This window comes from Sneathiella sp., assembly GCF_036844445.1.
In the GTDB taxonomy this organism is placed as follows: domain Bacteria; phylum Pseudomonadota; class Alphaproteobacteria; order Sneathiellales; family Sneathiellaceae; genus Sneathiella.
In genome coordinates, this window is the sequence record NZ_DAIUFV010000005.1 from 39858 (window position 1) to 59220 (window position 19363).

At 59.2% G+C, this 19363-nt stretch carries 20 protein-coding genes; 7 read left to right on the top strand and 13 right to left on the bottom strand.

The features are described from left to right. Nucleotides 1-40: 40 nt before the first annotated feature. Entirely contained in the window at nt 41-463 is a 423-nt protein-coding gene (locus V7Z56_RS11000) for a flagellar FliJ family protein (protein ID WP_334129498.1), read from the bottom strand. Nucleotides 464-479: 16 nt separating this feature from the next. Continuing rightward, nucleotides 480-1811, bottom strand: a complete 1332-nt coding sequence (gene fliI / locus V7Z56_RS11005; RefSeq protein WP_334129499.1) for a flagellar protein export ATPase FliI — start codon at nt 1809-1811, stop codon at nt 480-482. A 187-nt stretch (nt 1812-1998) separates the two neighbouring features. Here fliI and ctrA point away from each other — a divergent pair, with 187 nt between their 5' ends. Next, nucleotides 1999-2700 carry a response regulator transcription factor CtrA gene (ctrA, locus tag V7Z56_RS11010; protein ID WP_334129500.1) on the top strand — a complete coding sequence of 234 codons (702 nt, stop codon included), beginning with the start codon at nt 1999-2001 and terminating at the stop codon, nt 2698-2700. An 84-nt stretch (nt 2701-2784) separates the two neighbouring features. Here the strand turns inward: ctrA and V7Z56_RS11015 are convergent, their stop codons facing one another. From V7Z56_RS11015 to V7Z56_RS11040, 6 genes are all read right to left on the bottom strand, one after another. Next, nucleotides 2785-3621, bottom strand: coding sequence for a CheR family methyltransferase (locus V7Z56_RS11015; RefSeq protein WP_334129501.1), 837 nt, complete (start codon nt 3619-3621; stop codon nt 2785-2787). Then, nucleotides 3618-4721, bottom strand: a complete 1104-nt coding sequence (locus V7Z56_RS11020) for a protein-glutamate methylesterase/protein-glutamine glutaminase (RefSeq protein ID WP_334129502.1) — start codon at nt 4719-4721, stop codon at nt 3618-3620. Before V7Z56_RS11020 ends, V7Z56_RS11015 begins: the two co-directional genes overlap by 4 nt. Before the next feature lie 63 nt (nt 4722-4784). After that, the gene (locus V7Z56_RS11025) at nt 4785-5150 is read right to left on the bottom strand and encodes a response regulator (RefSeq protein WP_334129503.1); all 366 of its coding nucleotides are present in this window, start codon (nt 5148-5150) and stop codon (nt 4785-4787) included. A 19-nt stretch (nt 5151-5169) separates the two neighbouring features. Further along, nucleotides 5170-5625, bottom strand: coding sequence for a chemotaxis protein CheW (locus V7Z56_RS11030; RefSeq protein ID WP_334129504.1), 456 nt, complete (start codon nt 5623-5625; stop codon nt 5170-5172). Then, on the bottom strand, nt 5622-8348 hold the full coding sequence (locus tag V7Z56_RS11035) for a chemotaxis protein CheW (protein WP_443023801.1): 2727 nt from the start codon (nt 8346-8348) through the stop codon (nt 5622-5624). The genes V7Z56_RS11030 and V7Z56_RS11035 overlap by 4 nt, the downstream gene beginning before the upstream one ends. 223 nt (nt 8349-8571) lie before the next feature. Then, complete coding sequence (locus V7Z56_RS11040) at nt 8572-9210, bottom strand: histidine phosphotransferase family protein (protein ID WP_334129506.1); 639 nt, start codon at nt 9208-9210, stop codon at nt 8572-8574. Nucleotides 9211-9332: 122 nt separating this feature from the next. Here V7Z56_RS11040 and V7Z56_RS11045 point away from each other — a divergent pair, with 122 nt between their 5' ends. Both V7Z56_RS11045 and V7Z56_RS11050 read left to right on the top strand, forming a co-directional pair. Beyond that, nucleotides 9333-9530 (top strand): DUF3553 domain-containing protein, encoded by a 198-nt coding sequence (locus V7Z56_RS11045; RefSeq protein ID WP_334129508.1) that lies wholly within the window; start codon nt 9333-9335, stop codon nt 9528-9530. Nucleotides 9531-9668: 138 nt separating this feature from the next. Then, complete coding sequence (locus tag V7Z56_RS11050) at nt 9669-10382, top strand: type 1 glutamine amidotransferase (RefSeq protein ID WP_334129509.1); 714 nt, start codon at nt 9669-9671, stop codon at nt 10380-10382. A gap of 56 nt (nt 10383-10438) precedes the next feature. On the opposite strand, the gene V7Z56_RS11055 is transcribed toward V7Z56_RS11050, so the two are convergent. The 4 genes from V7Z56_RS11055 to V7Z56_RS11070 all read right to left on the bottom strand — a co-directional run bounded on the left by V7Z56_RS11055 (nt 10439) and on the right by V7Z56_RS11070 (nt 14668). After that, a complete protein-coding gene (locus V7Z56_RS11055; protein ID WP_334129510.1) occupies nt 10439-11350 on the bottom strand; it encodes a DMT family transporter in 912 nt (303 codons plus the stop codon). A 62-nt stretch (nt 11351-11412) separates the two neighbouring features. Further along, complete coding sequence (locus V7Z56_RS11060; protein ID WP_334129511.1) at nt 11413-12213, bottom strand: alpha/beta fold hydrolase; 801 nt, start codon at nt 12211-12213, stop codon at nt 11413-11415. Then, on the bottom strand, nt 12210-13097 hold the full coding sequence (gene mmsB / locus V7Z56_RS11065) for a 3-hydroxyisobutyrate dehydrogenase (RefSeq protein WP_334129512.1): 888 nt from the start codon (nt 13095-13097) through the stop codon (nt 12210-12212). Before mmsB ends, V7Z56_RS11060 begins: the two co-directional genes overlap by 4 nt. 77 nt (nt 13098-13174) lie before the next feature. Beyond that, a complete protein-coding gene (locus V7Z56_RS11070; RefSeq protein ID WP_334129513.1) occupies nt 13175-14668 on the bottom strand; it encodes a CoA-acylating methylmalonate-semialdehyde dehydrogenase in 1494 nt (497 codons plus the stop codon). A 106-nt stretch (nt 14669-14774) separates the two neighbouring features. Between V7Z56_RS11070 and V7Z56_RS11075 the strand changes: the two genes are divergently transcribed. Together V7Z56_RS11075 and V7Z56_RS11080 are read left to right on the top strand one after the other, a co-directional pair. Continuing rightward, entirely contained in the window at nt 14775-15680 is a 906-nt protein-coding gene (locus V7Z56_RS11075) for a LysR family transcriptional regulator (RefSeq protein WP_334129514.1), read from the top strand. Between the two features lie 147 nt (nt 15681-15827). Next, nucleotides 15828-16682, top strand: a complete 855-nt coding sequence (locus tag V7Z56_RS11080) for a DMT family transporter (RefSeq protein WP_334129792.1) — start codon at nt 15828-15830, stop codon at nt 16680-16682. Here the strand turns inward: V7Z56_RS11080 and mobA are convergent. Beyond that, nucleotides 16679-17302: a molybdenum cofactor guanylyltransferase MobA gene (gene mobA / locus V7Z56_RS11085; RefSeq protein ID WP_334129516.1), complete on the bottom strand. Its 624-nt coding sequence runs from the start codon at nt 17300-17302 to the stop codon at nt 16679-16681. The genes V7Z56_RS11080 and mobA overlap by 4 nt on opposite strands. 132 nt (nt 17303-17434) lie before the next feature. Between mobA and V7Z56_RS11090 the strand changes: the two genes are divergently transcribed. Further along, complete coding sequence (locus V7Z56_RS11090) at nt 17435-18487, top strand: acyltransferase family protein (RefSeq protein ID WP_334129517.1); 1053 nt, start codon at nt 17435-17437, stop codon at nt 18485-18487. Nucleotides 18488-18582: 95 nt separating this feature from the next. Further along, entirely contained in the window at nt 18583-19353 is a 771-nt protein-coding gene (gene cysQ, locus V7Z56_RS11095) for a 3'(2'),5'-bisphosphate nucleotidase CysQ (protein WP_334129518.1), read from the top strand. Nucleotides 19354-19363: the final 10 nt, after the last annotated feature.

Here is a 19363-nt window from a genome sequence, read left to right on the forward strand (position 1 = left end):
GCAAGCAGAAACGGCGGTTTGTTAAGATTTCCGCGCCAGGCTAACGGCTGCCATGCTTTCGGCGATGGAGTTCGAGCGCGATTTCATCGAGGCTCATCTGCTCGACGCGCTTTTGTTCATAGCGCTCCCGCGCCTTATGGGCGTCGAGCGCGACCTGATATTTCTTCAGTTCCTGGTAACATTCCGCAACCTCCTCGGTCAGTTCGGCCATCTTCGCGTCGACCTCCGCGATGCTGGCGCGGATGTTATTGCTCTGCTCCTTCACGGCGGCAGCATAGCCGGCATAAGAGAAGCCGACTTCAGGATCACCGGCGGAGATTTCCTGCTCGCGCCGGTTCTGATCTTCGAGCGCGCGCAACTGCTTGACGAAGCCGAGCCGGAGCGCTTCGAAGTCCGCCAGTTCCCGGCGCTTTTCGTCGAGCTTCCATTTGCGCACCCGGATCAGGTTTTCCAGTCCCTTCATAGCTCAGTCCTTCCGTTCAGACGGCCGCGACTTCCGGCTGCTGCTGAAGAATGTCTGATAACATCCGGAAACAGTCGGAAAGTGAGGTTCGTTCCTGCTTGTGCTGGTTCATGAAATCCTCAAGCAGCGGAAAAAAGTGAATGGCCTCGTCGACCAGCGGATCGCTCCCCCGCCGATAGGCGCCGAGCCGGATCATCTCGGCCATGTCATCATAGGTCGAAAGATACTGCTTCGCCTTGCTGATCAGGGCGTTCTCTTCCTCGTTGTTGCAGCCGGGCATGGTCCGCGAGATGGATTTCAGCACGTTGATCGCGGGATAGCGTCCGCGCTCGGCGATCTGACGCTCCATCACGATATGCCCGTCGAGAATGCCGCGCACGGCATCGGCGACCGGCTCGTTGTGATCATCCCCCTCAACCAGCACCGTGAAAAGGCCGGTAATGCTTCCTTTGCCAATCCCCGGCCCCGCCCGCTCGAGCAGTTTGGGTAGCTCGCTGAAAACCGTCGGGGTATAGCCTTTGCTGGTCGGCGGCTCGCCGCCCGAAAGGCCGATATCGCGCTGCGCCATGGCGAAGCGGGTGACGCTGTCCATCAGGCACAGCACATCATTCTCCTGATCGCGGAAATATTCGGCGAGCGCGAGCGTAAGATAGGCGGCCTGGCGGCGCATCAGCGCCGATTCATCGGAGGTCGCCACCACCACGATGCTGCGCTTCAGCCCCTCTTCCCCGAGGTCATCTTTAATAAACTCCTGCACCTCGCGGCCCCGCTCACCGATCAGGCCGATCACATTAACGTCAGCCGAAGTGTTGCGCGCCAGCATCGAAAAAAGCACCGACTTGCCGACGCCCGAGCCCGCGAAGATGCCCATGCGCTGGCCGCGGCAGCAGGTGACGAAACTGTTCAGCGTGCGCACGCCAAGATCTATTTTCTCGCCGACACGCTGGCGCGAGTGGGCTGGCGGCGGGGCATTGCGGAAGGGAACCGCGCGGCTTCCCGTTTTGAGCGGCGGGCCACCGTCGATCGGCTCACCCATGGCGTTGACGATCCGGCCGAGCCAGCTCGCGTTCGGAAATACTGCCGGTTCCTGTTCCGCGATCTCCGCCTTGCAGCCGATGCCGATCCCCTCGAGCGAGCCGAACGGCATCAAAAGCGCCCGGTCATCCCGGAAGCCGACCACCTCGCCCTTCACCCGGCTGCCGTCGCGCGCGCAGAGATCGACACGGCTGCCAATACTGAGGTGCCGCTGGATGCCGCCGATCTCGATCAGCAGTCCCTGGATTGCTGCAACGCGACCGTAATATTGTGATGTCGGAAGCCGGCTGACTTCTGAAATGATGTTTTGCACGAAACGCTCCGCCGGTCCCTTTGGGAGGGCCCGTAGTTAATCTGTGAGAGCATTGTGCCTGACACCCTTTAATGTTTCGTAAATGGCGTAAATGGAGGTTAACAAAGATAGTTAATTTTTATCTTTTATTTTAACGAATTGTTAAGTTAGTTTGTTAATAATCGTTGCGTACAGGAGGTACATTAAGATGCGGGTTTTATTGATTGAAGATGATAGCTCCATGGCTCGTGGCATCGAATTGATGCTGGGCGCAGAGGGCTTCAACGTATACACCACCGATCTCGGTGAAGAGGGCGTAGACCTCGGCAAACTCTACGACTACGATATTATCATCCTGGATCTCGGCCTGCCCGACATGTCCGGTTACGACGTGCTGAAGAAACTGCGCACGGCGAAAGTGGCAACGCCGATCCTCATCCTCTCGGGTATGTCCGAGCCGGACGACAAGGTAAAAGGCCTCGGCTTCGGCGCTGACGATTACCTCACCAAGCCTTTTAACAAAGATGAACTGGTCGCGCGTATTCATGCCATCGTGCGCCGCTCGAAGGGTCATGCGCAATCGACAATCCAGACCGGCCGCCTTGTCGTAAACCTGGATTCGAAGTCCGTCGAAGTCAACGGCCAGCGTCTGCATCTGACGGGCAAGGAATATGGCATGCTGGAGCTTCTCAGCCTGCGCAAAGGAACGACCCTCACCAAGGAAATGTTCCTCAATCATCTCTACGGCGGCATGGACGAGCCGGAACTCAAGATCATCGACGTATTTGTCTGCAAGCTCAGGAAAAAGCTGGCGTCCGCGACAAACGGCGAGAACTACATCGAAACCGTCTGGGGGCGCGGCTATGTCCTGCGCGATCCTGAAGAGGCGCTGCACGCACGCGCGAGCTGACCCGCACCTCAATCCCACAAAACAAACTCCGCAGAACTTCAAATTCTGCGGAGTTTGTTTTTGCAAAAACGTGGCGCGAGTGCGCTATGCGGTTGCCGCGAGCAAGCCGCTTTCGGCGGAGGTATAGACGCCCCGCTGGCCGCTGACCGGCTTAAACCGATCGCAGATACCGAGTACGGTTTCCGCGCCGCCGAGGAACAATGCGCCGTCCGGCGCCAGGCTGTCATAGATACGGTTCAGGGTCGCGCTTTTCGTTGGCTGATCGAAGTAAATCAGGACGTTGCGGCAGAATACGACATCGAACCGGCCGAGCGCGCTGAAATCTTCCAGCAGGTTGAGCCGCTGGAATTTGACCATTGCCCGGATCGAGCTGTCGATCTGCCATAATTCGCCGACCTGCTGGAAATGCTTGACCAGAAGCTGGATCGGCAGGCCGCGCTGGACCTCGAACTGCGAATAGAGGCCGGCTTTCGCCTTCTCCAGAACTTCGTTGGAGATGTCGGTCGCGAGAATCTCGACACGCCAGCCCGCCATCTTCGCCGCCTCTTCCTTCAGCAGCATGGCAAGCGAATACGGCTCCTGTCCGGTTGAGCAGGCGGCGGCCCAGATGCGTAGCGTTTTGTTGGTCGCCCGCGCTTTCAGAAGCTGCGGCAGAACAACATCGCGGAACGTGTCGAAGGGACGGATATCGCGAAAGAAGAAGGTCTCGTTGGTCGTCATCGCTTCGGTGATTTCGGTCAGGAGCCGCTCATCACGCGTCCGTCTGACTTCGGCGGCCAGCGCTTCCAGACTGTCAAGCCCGCGCCGCCGCGCCAGCGGCGTCAGCCTGCTTTCCAGCAGATAGACTTTTTCCTCACCCAGGACCAGGCCGGACCGCGTTTTCACGATCTCGCAAAAAAGCTGGAAATCCTGACTGTTCATACCAGTCTCCCGTTGATAACGTCTTCTATGCTTTGCGGTATTTCCTGTAGCGGCAGAACCCGGTTGCAGATACCCGCATTGGCGACCGCCCCCGGCATTCCCCAGACGACACTTGTCTCTTCATCCTGAGCAATCACAATTCCACCCGCATCCGCGATTTTTCTTGAAGCCTCAAGTCCGTCCCGCCCCATGCCCGTCAGAATGACAGTCAGCAGCTGCGCGCCAAACACTGTATGAAGGCTGCGCAGCATCGGCTCGACGGACGGTCGGCAGTAATTCTCCGGCGGCTCCTGATTGAGCCGGATAAAAAGATCATCGCCCTTGCCGGCGACCGTCATATGCCAGTTGCCGGGCGCGACATAGACGCCGTCGCGGCTGACCTTCTGGCCCTGCTTCGCCTCGATGCATTCCTTATCATATATCCTGTTCAAATGCTCGGCCATGATGGCGGTAAAGGTCTCGGGCATATGCTGTGTGATAAAGATCGGCAGGCTGACCTTTCCCTTCAGCGCCTCGAACAGCTTGAAAAGCGCCTGCGGCCCGCCAGTTGACGAGCCGATCGCAATCGCCCTGGGGACAGGCGGGGATTTCAGCGGACGCAACTCGATGGGCTTTTTCTCGGCAACAAGCTTCGGCTGCACGGCCCCACCGGGCACGGGCGTACCGGATGCCGGCGCGGGCATGATTACAGGCGTGCGGGCGCGCGCCCGGCGCGTGGCGCCAAGCGCCCTGATCTTTTCCACAAGGCTCCGCTGGAACAGTTCCTTCTCATTGACGACACGCGTCGATTCCGGCTTTGCAATGTAATCCGCGGCCCCCATCGAGAGCGCCTTGAGGCTGACGTCCGCATTCCGCCGGGTCAGGGTCGACGCCATGATGACCTGCACATCCGGATCCCGTTTCACAAGTGCCGGCAGCGCCGTCAGCCCGTCCATCTCCGGCATTTCGATATCGAGGATCACAAGCTCGGGCCGCGCACGATCAAACTCGCGCAGCGCCTGCACGCCGTTGCTGGCAATGGCGACGACCTCAATATCCGCCTCCGCTTCAAGCCAGCGGGTCAGGAACCCGCGAATGACGGCAGAATCATCAACAATCATAACGCGGTAGGGCGTTGCCGCCCGGGCTCCGGATCGAGGCGCTATGGGTTGGGGCTGGATCACCTAGAGGACTCCTACCTGCGCGAATTTCGCTTCGATAATCGCCCGATCAAATGGCTTCATGATATATTCATTGGCGCCCGCCGCGATGGCTTCGCGGATATGCGCCATGTCATTTTCCGTGGTGCAGAAAATGACGATCGGCTGATCCCCGTTCTCCGTCTTGCGCAAGGTTCGTAGAAAATCGATCCCGTTCATGACCGGCATGTTCCAGTCGAGCAGGATGACATCCGGCATTTTCTCCTGACAGGTGTTAAGCGCTCCCTTGCCGTCCTCGGCTTCCAGAATACCAAAACTCAAATCCTCCAGAATGCGCCGGGCGACCATCCGGACCACTTTGGAATCATCTACAATCAGGCATGACGGCATCTAGTTTCTCCGTTTCTTTTCACGCTGCTATCGTCGAGTTACCGGCAAAATCCAGCAGCCGTTCGATTTGCAGCACAACCAGCAGCTTGTCTTCCAGGCGATAGACGCCGCCTGAAATTTCTTTCCAGCAACTATCCATGGTGACGGGGGTGGGCTGCAGCCCGTTCAGATCAAGGCTGAGAACCTCGCCCACATTGTCGATCATCAGGCTGTAGGGCTCCCCGTGGTGTTCGACAACGATGCTCATCCCCTCGCTGTCGATCGCGAGATCCGGCAGGCCAAGGCGCTTGCGCACATTGATCGCAGTAACGATCCGGCCGCGCAGATTGAGCGCCCCGGCAACTTCCGGCGGCGCAAGCGGAATTCGGGTGAGCTTCAATCCGCGCAGAACGTCATGAACCTGCAGCACCGGAATGCCGAAAAGCTGATCGGCAATATGAATTGTCACATAGTCCTGCATCTTGCTGTTGGTCATCGTGCATTTCCACTTGCTTTAAGAGTTTGTGACAGGACCGTCATCAGCGAGTCCTTGTCGAATTTGGCGACATAGTCAGAGAAACCGACGGCGCGACCGCGGTCAAAATCATCGGCGGTCGTGTGCGAGGAGAGCGCCACGATGGGCGTCTCGCTCCAGCGCTCGTCGCCATTGACCTCTTCGGCGAAGGTGAAGCCGTCCATTTCCGGCATCTCGATATCGCTGATGATGATGTCATACTGCTCGCCATGCTCCCGGCGCTTCAGCGCATCGACGCCGTTCACCGCCGTGGTGACGTCATAGCCCGCCGTTTTCAGGAGCGGCACCAGCATGTTGCGGAAAAACGGGCTGTCATCGACGAGGAGCACTTTCTGCTTTCCCTTCTGCTGCCCGAACGGGCGGGCATCGGCGGAACCGAACCAGTTGCCGAAGCACTTCTGCAGAAAATACCCGACATTCACGATATCGGTCGCGTGCCCCTGGATAACGGCGCTGCCGACATATTCATCGCTTTCGGATGCCATCTCGATTTCAAGATAGTCCTCGACAATATCGACAATCTCATCAACAAGAAGGCCCATGCTGCGGTCCTGATCGCTGAACACAAGCACCGGCTGACGGGCCTTCTCAAGGGACGGAGCCGAGCCGTCGATTGTGACGAGCGGCATCAGCTGACCACGGTACTGCACGACTTTCCGCCCGTTCGCATCCTCGATGGACGTGCTCTCGATTTCTTCAAGGCGGGCAACCAGCGACAGCGGCACGGCCTTCGGATGCGCACTTCCAGCCCGGAAGACGAGCAGCGCGGTCTTGTCGTCCTGGCGGCGGGCATCGGCTTCCGACTTCCGCTCGTTGTTCTCGGTCGAGACAATCCCGTCCCCGCACATGGCGGCGATACCATTCGGATCGAGGATCATGATCACGCTGCCATCGCCAAGGATGGTGTTTCCGGAAAAGATCGACAGGTTCTTGAGGATCGGCGCAATCGGTTTGACGACGATTTCCTCGGTGTCGAACACACGGTCGACCACGATGCCGAATACGAAGCTCGCCACCTGGATGACGACGATAAACTCTTCCTCGCCGCGGGCATCACTCTGCGCCGCCACTTCGTCGGCCGCCGTTTCCAGCTTGAGAATGTCATTGAGATGGACCAGCGGCAGCAGATGATCGCGAAGACGCAAAACGGGCGACTGATTGATCATCTCGATCGTATGGTCGCTGCTGTTGCTGGTGGAGGCGCGCACCAGTTCAAGAACGCTGGTTTGCGGAATGGCGAAGCGTTCGCCGCAACATTCGACGATGAGCGCCGAGACGATGGCGAGCGTCAACGGGATCTTGATCGTAAAGACCGACCCATGCCCCTCTTCCGAGCTGAGCGCAATGGTGCCGCCGATTTTCTCGATATTGGAGCGGACCACGTCCATTCCGACGCCGCGGCCGGAGACGTTGGTAACTTTCTCGGCCGTCGAGAAGCCGGCATGCATGATATAGCTCTGGATCTGCTGGCGGCTCATCGCGTCAACTTCGGCTTCGCTCGCAAGCCCGCTTTCAAGGATCTTCTTGCGGATTTTCGCCACGTTGAGGCCGCGCCCGTCATCGACGATCCGGATGATAATGTGGCCGCCTTCGTGATAGGCCTCCAGTGTGATCTTGCCGACTTCCGGCTTTCCGGCCGCGGCGCGCTCGGCCGGTAATTCGAGGCCGTGATCGGCGGAGTTGCGGACCATATGGGTCAGCGGGTCTTTGATCAGTTCAAGCACCTGTCGATCAAGCTCGGTCTCCGCCCCATGCATGACGAGATCGATTTTCTTGCCGAGATCATGGCTGAGATCGCGAATGATACGGGGCAGCTTGGACCATGCGTTGCCGATCGGCTGCATGCGGGTCTTCATCAACCCTTCCTGAAGCTCGGTCGTCACATGGCTGAGACGCTGCAGGGGCACGGTAAATTCGTTGTCATCCATGCCGCGAACCATCTGCATGAGCTGGTTGCGTGTCAGCACGAGTTCACTCACCATGGTCATCAGATTCTCGAGCATCTGGACATTCACCCGGATGCTCTGGTTGGCGATGCTCGATTCCTTGACGGCGCGTTCCGCCCCCGGCTTCGCGGTATCCTGCGTTTCCGGCTCGGCCTTCTGCGCTGCCGGCTGATGCATATCGGCGGGGCCTTCCGCCGCCTGAAACGCCGCTTCCAGCTCCTCAAGCGAGACTTCACCCGGGCGGAGTTCGCGCTCAAGCGGTCCTTCGGCCGCCTGGAACGCGGCTTCCAGCTCATCGAGCGACACCTCGCCGGCCTCCTCACCGCTCGAGATCGGGTGGGCCGCCGCAGGCTCGGCCGCGCCGCCAAACGCCACGGCGTTCAGACGCGCAATCAGGTCAGCGTCATCGCCGGCCGGTTCTGCCTCGGTTTCTTCGATGGTCGAGAGGATATCCTTGATGGCGTCCATTGCCTCAAGGATGATCGTTACGACATCGGCGGTGACTTTCAGCTCCTTGTCGCGGATTTTTCCAAGCACATTCTCGCCGGCATGGGCGACCGCCTCAAGGCGCGGCAGGCCAAGGAAACCACAAGTACCCTTAATCGTATGCACGAGGCGAAAAATACTGTCGATCTGGCTTTCGTCGCTCGGGTCCTGTTCCAGTGCGACAAGAGAAGCATCAACAATTCCGATGCTTTCGTTGGTTTCTGTCAGAAACTCGCTGAGAAGGTCATCCATATCCGCGTACACTTTCCGTATCTTCATGTCCCCCCGGAAACGTATTTCCCGGGATTTCCTGACGATAGAATGTCGAAGATAGGTTAATAAGCGGTTACGTGCGGTGGAGAAATCTGCGACTTTTTGCCACCTGCACCGGGCCCTGCGGCCACGGTAAAACCACCCCGAAAATTATTCACCAAAGGGAAGAACCCGCAACCGGTACGCGCAGCGCAGAAGCCGTTCAGGCGGAATGGACGGCAAGCGTTACCCGCTCTTCCTCCACGTCCTGAATGTCGAGCCGCACGCCATTGTTCGCGCAAAGTGCCATCAGATACTGAATCCCGGCATTTTGCGCGGTCAGCGTCTCCTCGTTATAGCCATTCTGAAGGATCTCCGTCACATCCTCGCGAAGGACGGCGCGCGGCCCCTCCGCCGTGAACGCGAACGACCAGCCGCCCTCCGTCGCATCACCGGAGATCGTCAGCGTTCCGCCCCGCGGCAGCGTGGCGGCGCTGATGACAGCGAGATTGCAGAGGATCTTGATCGCGTCCTTGGAGAGCATCGCTCCGCCGCCTACGCTGTCGGGCCAGTCGAGCGCGACCTTTCCATAGCTCATCAGATCGCGGCAGAGCGTGCGCGCCTCGCGGATCGAAACCTCCTGCCCCATGCCGCCGGCAAGACCGAAGGCGAGGCGATAGAACTGCAGGCGGGCCGACGCCTCGCCGGCGCTCGCGCTCACCAGTTTCAGCGCCTCGACGCGCATATCCGCATTGCCATCGTCACTTGCCAGCTCGATCCCGTTGCAGATGGCGCCGATCGGGCCGATAACATCATGGCAGAGCTTGGAGCTCATGAGGGAGGCAAGTTTCAAATCAATCATTACGCTTTCCTGTCCGCGACGTCGCGGTACGCTACGGGAGTAAACAACCTTCTGTCGGCAGGCCCGACAATGTGATAGGCTGACTATGCAACACTCCTGCCTTCCCTGTTAAGAGAAAAATCATGTTTACACGGCTTTCACCCGGTCAGTTCGTCCGTCACCCGATGGAACCCGGCTGGGGCATCGGACAGGTGCAGTCGGCCGTCGCCGATCGCGTCACCGTCAATTTCGAACATGCCGGCAAACAGCTGATCATCACCAGCGTCGTCGAACTGCTGGTGGTCAGCGACGCCGAAGCGCGGGATCGGAAAAAGCACTGAAGCGCATCCGCCCCCGTCTTGCTTTCGCCAAAATGCCGCGGCCGTGAATTCTCCTGTCATCGCGCGCTTGACCGGTCACAAAAAATCGCGGAAATTAGCGCCAACATGGTTAACAGAAGATAGGGAACCGGTGCCTGCATGTCCTCCGCTCTGGAACGAAAAACGACAGTCGGCATCATCCAGACGGGCCGTGTCGGCGGATCTCTCGGCGTGAAATACGGCGAGTATCCGGACATGTTCATCTCACTCTTCAAGGGTGAGCCCTTCGAGTACCGGATCTATCCCGCCATTGACGGCATCCTTCCCAGGCATCCACTGGAATGCGATGCGTGGGTGATCACCGGATCGAAACATGCGGTCTATGAGCCACACGACTGGATCAGCCCCCTTGAGGCGTTCGTTCGCAAGCTAATTGTCAGCGGGCAGCCGGCTGTCGGGATCTGTTTCGGGCACCAGCTGATGGCGCAGGCGATGGGCGGCAAGGTCGAAAAGTTTCCAGGTGGCTGGAACATCGGTCGCATGACGCTGCTCGATCTTCTGAACAAGCAGGAAGCGCGCCTGCATTTCACGCATATGGACCAGGTGATGGAACCGCCGCCCAATGCCGAACTGATCCTGACCGCCGACAACTGCCTGTTTGGCGGCTTCAAATATTCACCGACGTGCCTCTCGATCCAGGCGCATCCCGAGCTGACCCTTCCCTTCATGGTCGATCTGATCAACCAGCGGCGCGGCGTTCAGCTCACGACGGAGCATGCGGATGATGCCCTCGCCTCGCTCGCCGGTCCGAATGATTACGATATATACGGGCAGTGGATCGCCGATATCCTGAAAGGCGAGCGCCGGATCTGACGCAAGGCCGCATCGTCAGCGACGACGGATTTACCGGCTGAAGCCCATGCGCATTGTCATTCCGCCGCCTTCAGGGCACGCTCCTTGCGCTGCCGCCGCGCCAGCAGGCGCTCGCGATAGACAGTGTAGAGCCCGCTCACGACAATGACCGCGCTTCCGAGGATCGTCCATAAATCAGGAAATTCATTGAACACAATGATCCCGATGAGGATTGCCCAGATAAGAATGGTGTAGCGGAACAGCGAGGTGAAGCTGAGATCTCCTGTCCGCATCGTTGAAATGCTGAACTGATATCCGATCATGACGAACACCGAGGCCAGCGCGAGCAGCCCCAGGCTTTCGGTTGTCACAGGCGCCCATCCATCGAAAATCGATATGATCCCGCCGATACTCATGACGGAGAAAGAGGTCAGAAACGTGACGAGCGTAGAGGGAACAGTACCCGAAAGCCGACGCGTTGCGAGATCCCGCAAGACCACAAACAGCACGGAGATAATTGCGTAGACCGAATATTCATTAAATCCATCCGCGCCGGGCCGCACGATCATCAGAACGCCTATGAACCCCGCACAAATGGCGAAGTACCGTCGCCAGCCTACCGGTTCGCCGAGAAAAATGGCGGCACCAAGCGTCACCGCCAGCGGGAGCGACTGCAAAATCGCTGTCGCATTGGCGAGCGGCATATGAAAGAGCGCGGTCAGATAAAACGCAGCGGCATTGACCTCCCCGATCAGGCGCAAAACGATAAGCCTCCGGTCCTTTTTCGGAAGGCGCACGGTCAATATACCCTTGTAGTGGCAAAATATCGCCAGCATCAGCGTGGTCAGAATGCCACGCAGAAACATCGCCTGAAACACGTTGAGATGCTCTCCAGCGAGTTTCATGGCGGTATCATTGACGACAAAGGCGGCCATGCTGATCGACATGAAGGCCGCCCCGCGTATATTCTCCGAAAGGGGTAAACGCATCGCTCATTAGTCATTCAAAATGCGAAAAACAGCAAGCGATATTAGTGAGTGGAATAAAGAATTTAGTAATCGCCGTTTGGTGCCAGACCGGCGATGAATTCCGCTGCTGCCGCAAGGACTTCTTCCTGCCGCTCGCGCCACGGGACATGGCCGCAGCCGTCAAGGATCAGGGAGCGGAACGGACCCGATACGCCCGCCTCGATCGCATCGATTTGCGCAAGCGTTCCATAGGCGTCATCGGTTCCCTGGATAGCCAGCACCGGCGCGGTGCAGTTGGGGAGCATCGGCTCGATATTCCAATCGCGGAAGGCAGGGTTGAGCCAGGTGTCGCTCCAGCCGCGAAAGGCATTCTCGGTATTCGCGCCGTGGAATTTTTGCAGGCGCGCGCGCAGGTCGCCCTCCTCATAAGCGCGCTTCGCGGCGAGGATGCCGTCGATCGAAATCTGTTCAACCATCACATGCGGCGCCATAATAACCAGCCCGCGCGCGGGCTGTACCTCCGGCAGACAGGCATACATCAGGGCGATCGTCGCGCCGTCCGAATGGCCGATCAGGACAAAATCGCGGATATCAAAATGCTGCAAAACGGAGGGGAGGACGTCGTCCGCCTCGCGGTCCGTGTAGTCGAGCGGACGCGGCAGGTCGCAGGGATCCGATCCGCCGTAGCCTGTGCGGCTGTAGATGAGGCCTTTAAGGCCGGTCAAGGCGCATAGCCGGTCCGGGAAATCCCGCCATAAAGCGACAGATCCCAGTCCCTCATGCAGGAACACAAGAACAGTGTCCGCCGGGTCAGGCTCGCCTATGAGGCGGCACTCGATCCGGCGGCCCTTGATAATCTCTATTCGCAGATCCGCCCGCGTCACGAATTGCGGATCATGTTAACGATGCCGGAGAAATCAGCTTCTCGCCCCTCGCCCTTCACATAGCTCTCATAAAGCTCCATCGCGGCCTTGCCGAGCTGGGTGGAGGCGCCGAAACCTTCCGCGGCGTCCTGGCTGAGATGCAGGTCCTTCAGCATATTGACCGCCGAAAAGCCGGGCTTGTAGCCATTGTTGGCCGGGCTTGAGGGAACGGGTCCCGGAACCGGGCAGTAGCTCGTCAGCGACCAGCACTGGCCGGAGGCGGTGGAGACAATATCGAACATGGTCTGATGCTCAAGTCCGAGTTTCTCCGCCAGCACGAACGCTTCGCACACCCCGATCATGGAGATGCCGAGGATCATGTTGTTGCATATTTTCGCGGCCTGGCCGTTTCCGGCGCCGCCGGTGTGGACGATATTCTTGCCCATCGCGGCGAGGATTGGCTTCGCCGTCTCGAACGCGCCTTTTTCGCCGCCGACCATGAAGGTCAGGGTCGCCGCCACCGCGCCGCCGACACCGCCGCTCACCGGGGCGTCAACCATACTCTTACCTGATGCCGCAACCGCCTGTGCGACCTCGCGCGCCGTTGCAACGTCGATCGTCGAGCAGTCGATGAAGAGCGTACCCTGATCGGCCGCCGCGACAATGCCATTGTCACCGAGATAAACGGCGCGGACATGATCGCCCTTCGGCAGCATGGTCACGACAATGCCGACATTCTGTGCCGCTTCCGCAGCCGTCGCCGCGGCTGTCGCTCCTTCGGCCACGCATTTGGCGACCGCCTCCTTGGAAAGGTCGAACACCTTGACCGAGTGTCCTGCCTTCAGAAGATTGAGCACCATCGGGCCGCCCATGTTTCCGACCCCGACAAATCCTATTCTGGCCATATTCTTCTCCTTGTCAGAAAGCGGTTCCGGCGCGTGTCCGGAACCGCCATGTTGGGTTTTCCCGACGATTGCTGTTATTATTTGTGGGTCGGCATGATGAACTCGGCACCGGCCTTGATGCTGTCCGGCCAGCGCGAGGTCACGGTCTTCACCTTGGTATAGAAGCGAACGCCTTCCGGGCCATGCTGGTTGTGATCACCAAAGGCGGAGTTCTTCCAGCCGCCGAAGGTGTGGAAGGCGAGCGGCACCGGGATCGGCACGTTGACGCCGACCATGCCGACCTCGACGTTGTTCGAGAAGGCGCGCGCCACATCACCGTTGCGGGTGAAGATCGAGGTGCCATTGCCAAACTCGTGACGGTCGACCATCTCGATCGCCTCATTGAAGGTCGGGGCGCGGACAACGGAAAGAACGGGACCGAAGATCTCTTCCTTATAGATCCGCATATCGGTCTTCACATTGTCGAACAGGCAGCCGCCCATGTAAAAGCCGTTCTCATAGCCCTGCAGCGACAGCTCGCGACCATCGACGACGAGATCGGCGCCTTCCTTGATGCCAAGGTCGACATAGCCTTTGACCTTTTCCAGATGCTCGCGGGTGACCAGCGGGCCCATATCGCCATCGGCCGCGCTCGGGCCGACTTTGAGCGCGCGAACGCGCGGCGCCAGCCGCTCGACCAGTTCATCACCGGCATCGCCGACGGCAACCGCGACGGAAATCGCCATGCAGCGCTCGCCGGCGGAGCCGTAACCCGCGCCGATCAGCGCGTCTACTGCCTTGTCCATATCGGCATCGGGCATCACCAGCATGTGGTTCTTCGCCCCGCCCATCGCCTGGCACCGCTTGCCTGCGGCGGCCGCCCGGCCATAGACATATTTCGCGATCGGGGTCGAACCGACGAAGCTGACGGCCTTGATGTCGGGATGATCAAGGATGGTATCAACCGCGAGCTTGTCGCCATTGACGACGTTGAGGACGCCCTTCGGCGCCCCGGCGTGAAGCATCAGCTCGCCAAGCCGGATCGGCAGCGACGGATCCTTCTCCGACGGCTTCAGCACAAAGGTATTGCCGCAGGCAATGGCAACAGCGAACATCCACATCGGCACCATGGCCGGGAAGTTGAACGGCGTGATGCCGGCAACGACGCCAAGGGGCTTGCGCATGGAATACATGTCGATGCCCGAGGAGACGTTATCGGAGAATTCGCCTTTGAGGAGGTGCGGAATACCGCAGGCGAATTCCACAACTTCCAGCCCGCGGATGATCGAGCCTTTCGCGTCGGAATGAACCTTGCCATGCTCGCGCGAGAGAAGCGCCGCGAGATCATCGATATTATCTTCGACAAGCTGCTTGAATTTGAACATCACGCGGGCGCGGGAAATGGGAGAGGTCGCCGCCCAGCCCGGGAAGGCAGCCAGGCTGCTCGCAACCGCTTCGCCGATCTCGGCTTCGCTTGCCAGCGGCACGTCCGCCTTATGCTCGCCCGTGCTCGGGTTGTAGACGGGCGAGAAGCGGCTAGATTTTCCGGCCACATACTTGCCGTCGATGAAATGTTTGAGTTGTTCGGTCATATGGTCTGCTCCCAAATAAGATTCTTATATAGCGTTACTTTACATAGGTAAAAATGCGAAGTAATTAGATAAGAATGCACATTCCCTGTGTAAAAATGCACATCAGGTGATCGTTATATTTGACTGGAACGATATCCGTTTCTTCCTTGAGCTTAGCCGCAAAGGCCGCCTGACGGAAGTAGCTAAAGCACTGAAGGTTGATCATACAACTGTCAGCCGGCGCGTCCTTGCGCTGGAAGAAAAACTTGATGCCCGCCTGTTCGAAAGCACCTCGCGCGGCTTTGTGCTGACGGAAGCGGGCGAGCGCCTGCTGCCGCTTGCCGAGCAGATGGAAAGCGCCTCCGCCACCATTCAGGATATGGTTGGCGGCGAGAACCAGGCGCTAACCGGAACGATCCGGCTGGGCGTGCCGGAGGGGTTCGGGAGCCAGTTCCTGGTTCATGAGCTGCCCGCGTTCCAGCGCCAGCACCCTGACCTCGAACTTGAGTTCCTCGCCAATGACCGGTTCGTCAGCCTCTCGAAACGCGAAGCGGATCTTTCCATCACGCTCGGCCGGCCGAAATCGGGGCGTCTCGTCTCGCGCAAGCTGACCGACTATCGCCTGCGCCTCTATGCAACACGCGACTATCTCGCCCGCACCCCGCCGATCCGCCAGCGCGAGGATTTGCGCCACCACAATTTCATCTCCTACATCGACGAGCTGGTGCCCGATCCGCAGCTTCTCTATCTCAGCGATATCGTCAGCAACCCGACCGTCAATCTGAAAAGCTCCAGCATCATTTTCCAGTTTCAGGCGACCCTCGCGGGCGCGGGCATCGGCATCCTGCATTGCTTCGCCGCCGAGGAATATCCGGAACTGGTCGCGATCCTTCCCGACGAGATCAGCATCGAGAAAAGCTACTGGCTGAACACGCCGACTGACATTCACGATCTCGCCCGCGTAAAGGCGGTCAGCGACTTCCTGAGTGAAGTTGTCATTCGCCGCAGAAACAAGTTGCTGGGGATAAAATGATCCGCAAGAATGAATCCGCGGCCCGAGCCTGATGGACGCTCTGTAATAATCAATAACCACTTGCGCGCGGCAGGCAGCAACGCAACAGGATAAAAGAGGGGCAGGCCGATTTCCGCATCCGACGTTAACCGCCCGAGAGAGTATCTGCTGCTTTTTTTACTCGCCGGTCTCTGGGGTTCCTCCTATCTCTTCACCAGAATGGGGCTCGAATCCCTGCCGCCGACAACGCTTGTCGCGCTCCGGGTGTCTATCGCGGCGATGATCCTGCTGGCCGTCGTGTGGCGGCAGGGCTACCGGCTTCCGCGAAGCGCCCGGGACTGGGGGAATTTGGTCATCCAGTCCTTCCTCAACAGTTTCGGTGCCTGGACGATGGTCGCCTGGGGCCAGCAGTATGTCGACAGCGGCCTCGCCGCCGTCCTCAACTCCACCTCGCCGATTTTCGTCTTTCTGATTACCTGGCTGATCACGCGCCATGAAACGGTCACCGCGCTGAAAGTTACCGGCGCGATAACGGGCCTTGCGGGCGTCATCATGATTATCGGTGTTGATGCCCTTGAAAGTCTCGGCCAGCAGGTCGTCGCCCAGCTTGTGATCCTGTTTGCTGCAATGCTCTTCGGCTATGCGGCTATTCGCGGCAAGAACTTCGCGCATCTTCCGCCAACCGTGACGGCGGCCGGCGTCATGATCGTGGCAAGCGCGGTTCTGGTACCGGCCAGCCTCATCATTGACAGGCCATGGACACTCGAGCCGACGCTCCGCTCGCTCGCCGCCGTTTCCATGCTCGGCACATTCGGAACCGGCGTCGCGCTGCTGCTTTATTTTCGGCTGATCAACACGCTCGGGTCCCTGAACGCGGCAAGCCAGAGCTACCTCCGGATGGGGGTCGGCGTTCTCCTTGGCATGGTGATCTATGGCGAGCAACTCACCCTCACCGTCGCGATCGGCGTGCTTATCGCCATCATCGGGGTCGCACTGATCAATATGCCGACGCGGAAAAGCTAGGGGGGCGAAAGCTGCAGCCGTGCGCGCGCCGTCTCGATGTCTTCGGGGCGGTTGATGTTGAAAAAAGGATCCTTCCCGCGTTCGGCCATCCATTCCACCTCGCGGCTCGGATGGCGGAGAATAAAATCACGGACTTTGCGTATCTCGCCCGCGACGAGCGCGTCATGCAGGTCATCGCGAAGGGACAAGGGCCAGAGCGCAATAACCGGATGCACCCGGCCAGAGGAGCGCGCCAGAATGATCGCATCAGGGGATTTCGCCGCCGCCTCCATTAGCCGGCATGTGAGGTCCGCGGGCAGGAACGGGGTATCAATCGGCGCAGATAGCATATGGCGGGCCGGGCTCCCCTGCTGCAGGTAATAGTCAAGCCCCGTCAGGATACCGGCAAGCGGCCCGAGATACCCGCCAATCCCGTCCGGGCGGATCGCAATCGCGGGGTCAAAATCCGTCGCCGCCGGATCGTTGAGATTGAGCAGGATCTCCCCTGTCTGCGGGCGAAGCCGCGCGATGACATGCTCGAGAAGCGTCATCCCGCCAATCCTGATGCGGAATTTCGCCGCCCCGCCCATCCGCCGCGACTGTCCGCCGGCGAGGATAACCGCGGGAATATTTTCGCTCATCTCTTCCCCCTTATCTCCGCCGCTATATTGTAAATAAATTAATTACCATGTTTGTATAAAATGCCATCCAGTCGGCGCCAATGACACCGTTATGTTCGCTCAATCGACGTTTTGCGCCAAGGGGGAGCATAGATGAAATTCATCACTTTGGCCGATATCGGGCGAGGGCGCGACAACAACCTCAACCTGATCCGGATGATCGCGGCAACGGGCGTGCTCATCTCGCACGCCTGGCCTGTTACAACCGGCGATGTCAAGGATCAACCGCTGGCTTCCCTGCTTGGCGGGATCGATCTTGGCATGATCTGCGTCTATATTTTCTTCGCCATCTCCGGCTATCTGATTGCCCAGAGCTATGACCGCGATCCGAAGCTGACGCATTTCTGGACGGCGCGCGTGCTGCGTATTTTCCCGGCTCTGCTGGTCGTCCTGCTGCTGACCGCGCTGGTCCTTGCGCCGATTGTCACGGTCGCGACGGTGGATGCGGTGATGAAGGCGGCGCCCGAATATATCCTGCGCAATTTTACGCTCTTTTCGCTGCAGCAGTTTCTCCCCGGCGTCTTTCAGGGCAATCCCGTGGGCGGACCGACCAATATCCCCCTCTGGACGCTCAGTCACGAGCTTCTCTGCTACTTTTTCGCCACATTGCTCGGGCTCGCGGGCCTTCTGAAGCAGCCGCGCCTGATGCTGATCGTCTGGCTTCTCTTTCTGTTGCTCTATGCGGCGACGCTTTATCTTCAGCCGATGGAGCGGCTGGTCGCGCTCGCCAAGCTCGCCTTCCCCTTCATGATCGGGGTTCTCTACTTCGTCTGGCGCAAACGACTTCCGATGAGCTGGACGATCGGTGTCCTGCTCGGCCTGATCGCCGCAGCCTTCCACGGCAGCTTCATTTTCCGCGAGATCTTCGTCTTTGCGCTCGTCTACTGGATATTTCTTTTTGGATACCTCCTCAGAGGACCGATACGCGCCTACAATCGCCTTGGCGACTATTCCTACGGCATCTATATTTTCGCCTTCCCCATCCAGCAGCTCGTCGTTTATTACGGCATCAAAACGCCGCTGATGAATATCGCGCTGACATTCCCGCTCGCGCTCGCCTGCGCCGTGCTGTCGTGGACATTTATCGAGCGCCCGGCGCTTGCGCTCGCCCGGCGGCTGAAAACAACCCGCCCCGCGCGCATCTGAAAAGGATGCCGGCCGGCTCCGTTTCCCTAGTGACATCCGCGCATTTCCCGATATGTTACGAACATTCTTTCGACCGCTTGAGCCAGGATTGCCTTATGTCCCTTGATCGTCCCGCCCTGCTTCAGGGCATTGTAAAACTCGCCCGTGAAGCCGGAGACAGGATCCTCACAATTTATCATCAGGATTTCGATATCAAGGTGAAAGACGACAGCTCCCCCGTCACCGAGGCGGATGAGGCGGCGGAGGCGATCATTTTGACGGGCCTCGCCGAACTGACGCCCGATATTCCGGTCCTTGCTGAGGAAGCCCAGGCGGCGGGCAAAGAGCCGGACCTTTCGGGCGGCGTTTTCTGGCTTGTTGATCCGCTCGACGGCACCCGGGAGTTTATCAATAGGCGCGGCGATTTCACCGTCAATATCGCACTTGTCGAGCATGGCGTTGCGACCATGGGCGTCATTCATGTTCCGGCCCGGGAGACGACCTATTTTGCCGAAGGCCGGGGCCGCGTCTGGCGGCAAAACGGCAACGGCGCGCCCGTGCCGATCGCGGTGCGCACTGCGCCCGAGGACGGCCTTGTGGTCGTCGCAAGCCGCTCACACCGGACGCCGGAAACCGACGCCTATATCGAGAAATTCAAGGTGAAAGAGCTTATCTCGGCCGGCTCGTCCCTGAAGCTTTGTCTGATCGCGGAAGGAAAGGCGGATTTGTATCCCCGCTTCGGCCGGACGATGGAATGGGATATCGGCGCGGGTCAGGCTATTCTGGAAGCGGCGGGCGGCACCGTCGAAACCGTTGACGGTGCCCCGCTTCGATATGGCAAGGCCGGCTATGACAACCCCTTCTTTATCGCGAAGGGACGTCTCTAGCCTCCCCAGC

What these genes read in the sequence shown, in the direction of transcription:
- V7Z56_RS11000 (WP_334129498.1), bottom strand. Translation starts at nt 463, where the DNA reads ATGAAGGGACTGGAAAACCTGATCCGGGTGCGCAAATGGAAGCTCGAC.
- V7Z56_RS11045 (WP_334129508.1), top strand. Translation starts at nt 9,333, where the DNA reads ATGTTTACACGGCTTTCACCCGGTCAGTTCGTCCGTCACCCGATGGAA.
- V7Z56_RS11040 (WP_334129506.1), bottom strand. Translation starts at nt 9,210, where the DNA reads ATGATTGATTTGAAACTTGCCTCCCTCATGAGCTCCAAGCTCTGCCAT.
- V7Z56_RS11030 (WP_334129504.1), bottom strand. Translation starts at nt 5,625, where the DNA reads ATGACCAACAGCAAGATGCAGGACTATGTGACAATTCATATTGCCGAT.
- V7Z56_RS11020 (WP_334129502.1), bottom strand. Translation starts at nt 4,721, where the DNA reads ATGATTGTTGATGATTCTGCCGTCATTCGCGGGTTCCTGACCCGCTGG.
- V7Z56_RS11055 (WP_334129510.1), bottom strand. Translation starts at nt 11,350, where the DNA reads ATGCGTTTACCCCTTTCGGAGAATATACGCGGGGCGGCCTTCATGTCG.
- mobA (WP_334129516.1), bottom strand. Translation starts at nt 17,302, where the DNA reads ATGAGCGAAAATATTCCCGCGGTTATCCTCGCCGGCGGACAGTCGCGG.
- V7Z56_RS11050 (WP_334129509.1), top strand. Translation starts at nt 9,669, where the DNA reads ATGTCCTCCGCTCTGGAACGAAAAACGACAGTCGGCATCATCCAGACG.
- V7Z56_RS11015 (WP_334129501.1), bottom strand. Translation starts at nt 3,621, where the DNA reads ATGAACAGTCAGGATTTCCAGCTTTTTTGCGAGATCGTGAAAACGCGG.
- V7Z56_RS11025 (WP_334129503.1), bottom strand. Translation starts at nt 5,150, where the DNA reads ATGCCGTCATGCCTGATTGTAGATGATTCCAAAGTGGTCCGGATGGTC.
- cysQ (WP_334129518.1), top strand. Translation starts at nt 18,583, where the DNA reads ATGTCCCTTGATCGTCCCGCCCTGCTTCAGGGCATTGTAAAACTCGCC.
- V7Z56_RS11090 (WP_334129517.1), top strand. Translation starts at nt 17,435, where the DNA reads ATGAAATTCATCACTTTGGCCGATATCGGGCGAGGGCGCGACAACAAC.
- V7Z56_RS11035 (WP_443023801.1), bottom strand. Translation starts at nt 8,348, where the DNA reads ATGGATGACCTTCTCAGCGAGTTTCTGACAGAAACCAACGAAAGCATC.
- ctrA (WP_334129500.1), top strand. Translation starts at nt 1,999, where the DNA reads ATGCGGGTTTTATTGATTGAAGATGATAGCTCCATGGCTCGTGGCATC.
- V7Z56_RS11070 (WP_334129513.1), bottom strand. Translation starts at nt 14,668, where the DNA reads ATGACCGAACAACTCAAACATTTCATCGACGGCAAGTATGTGGCCGGA.
- mmsB (WP_334129512.1), bottom strand. Translation starts at nt 13,097, where the DNA reads ATGGCCAGAATAGGATTTGTCGGGGTCGGAAACATGGGCGGCCCGATG.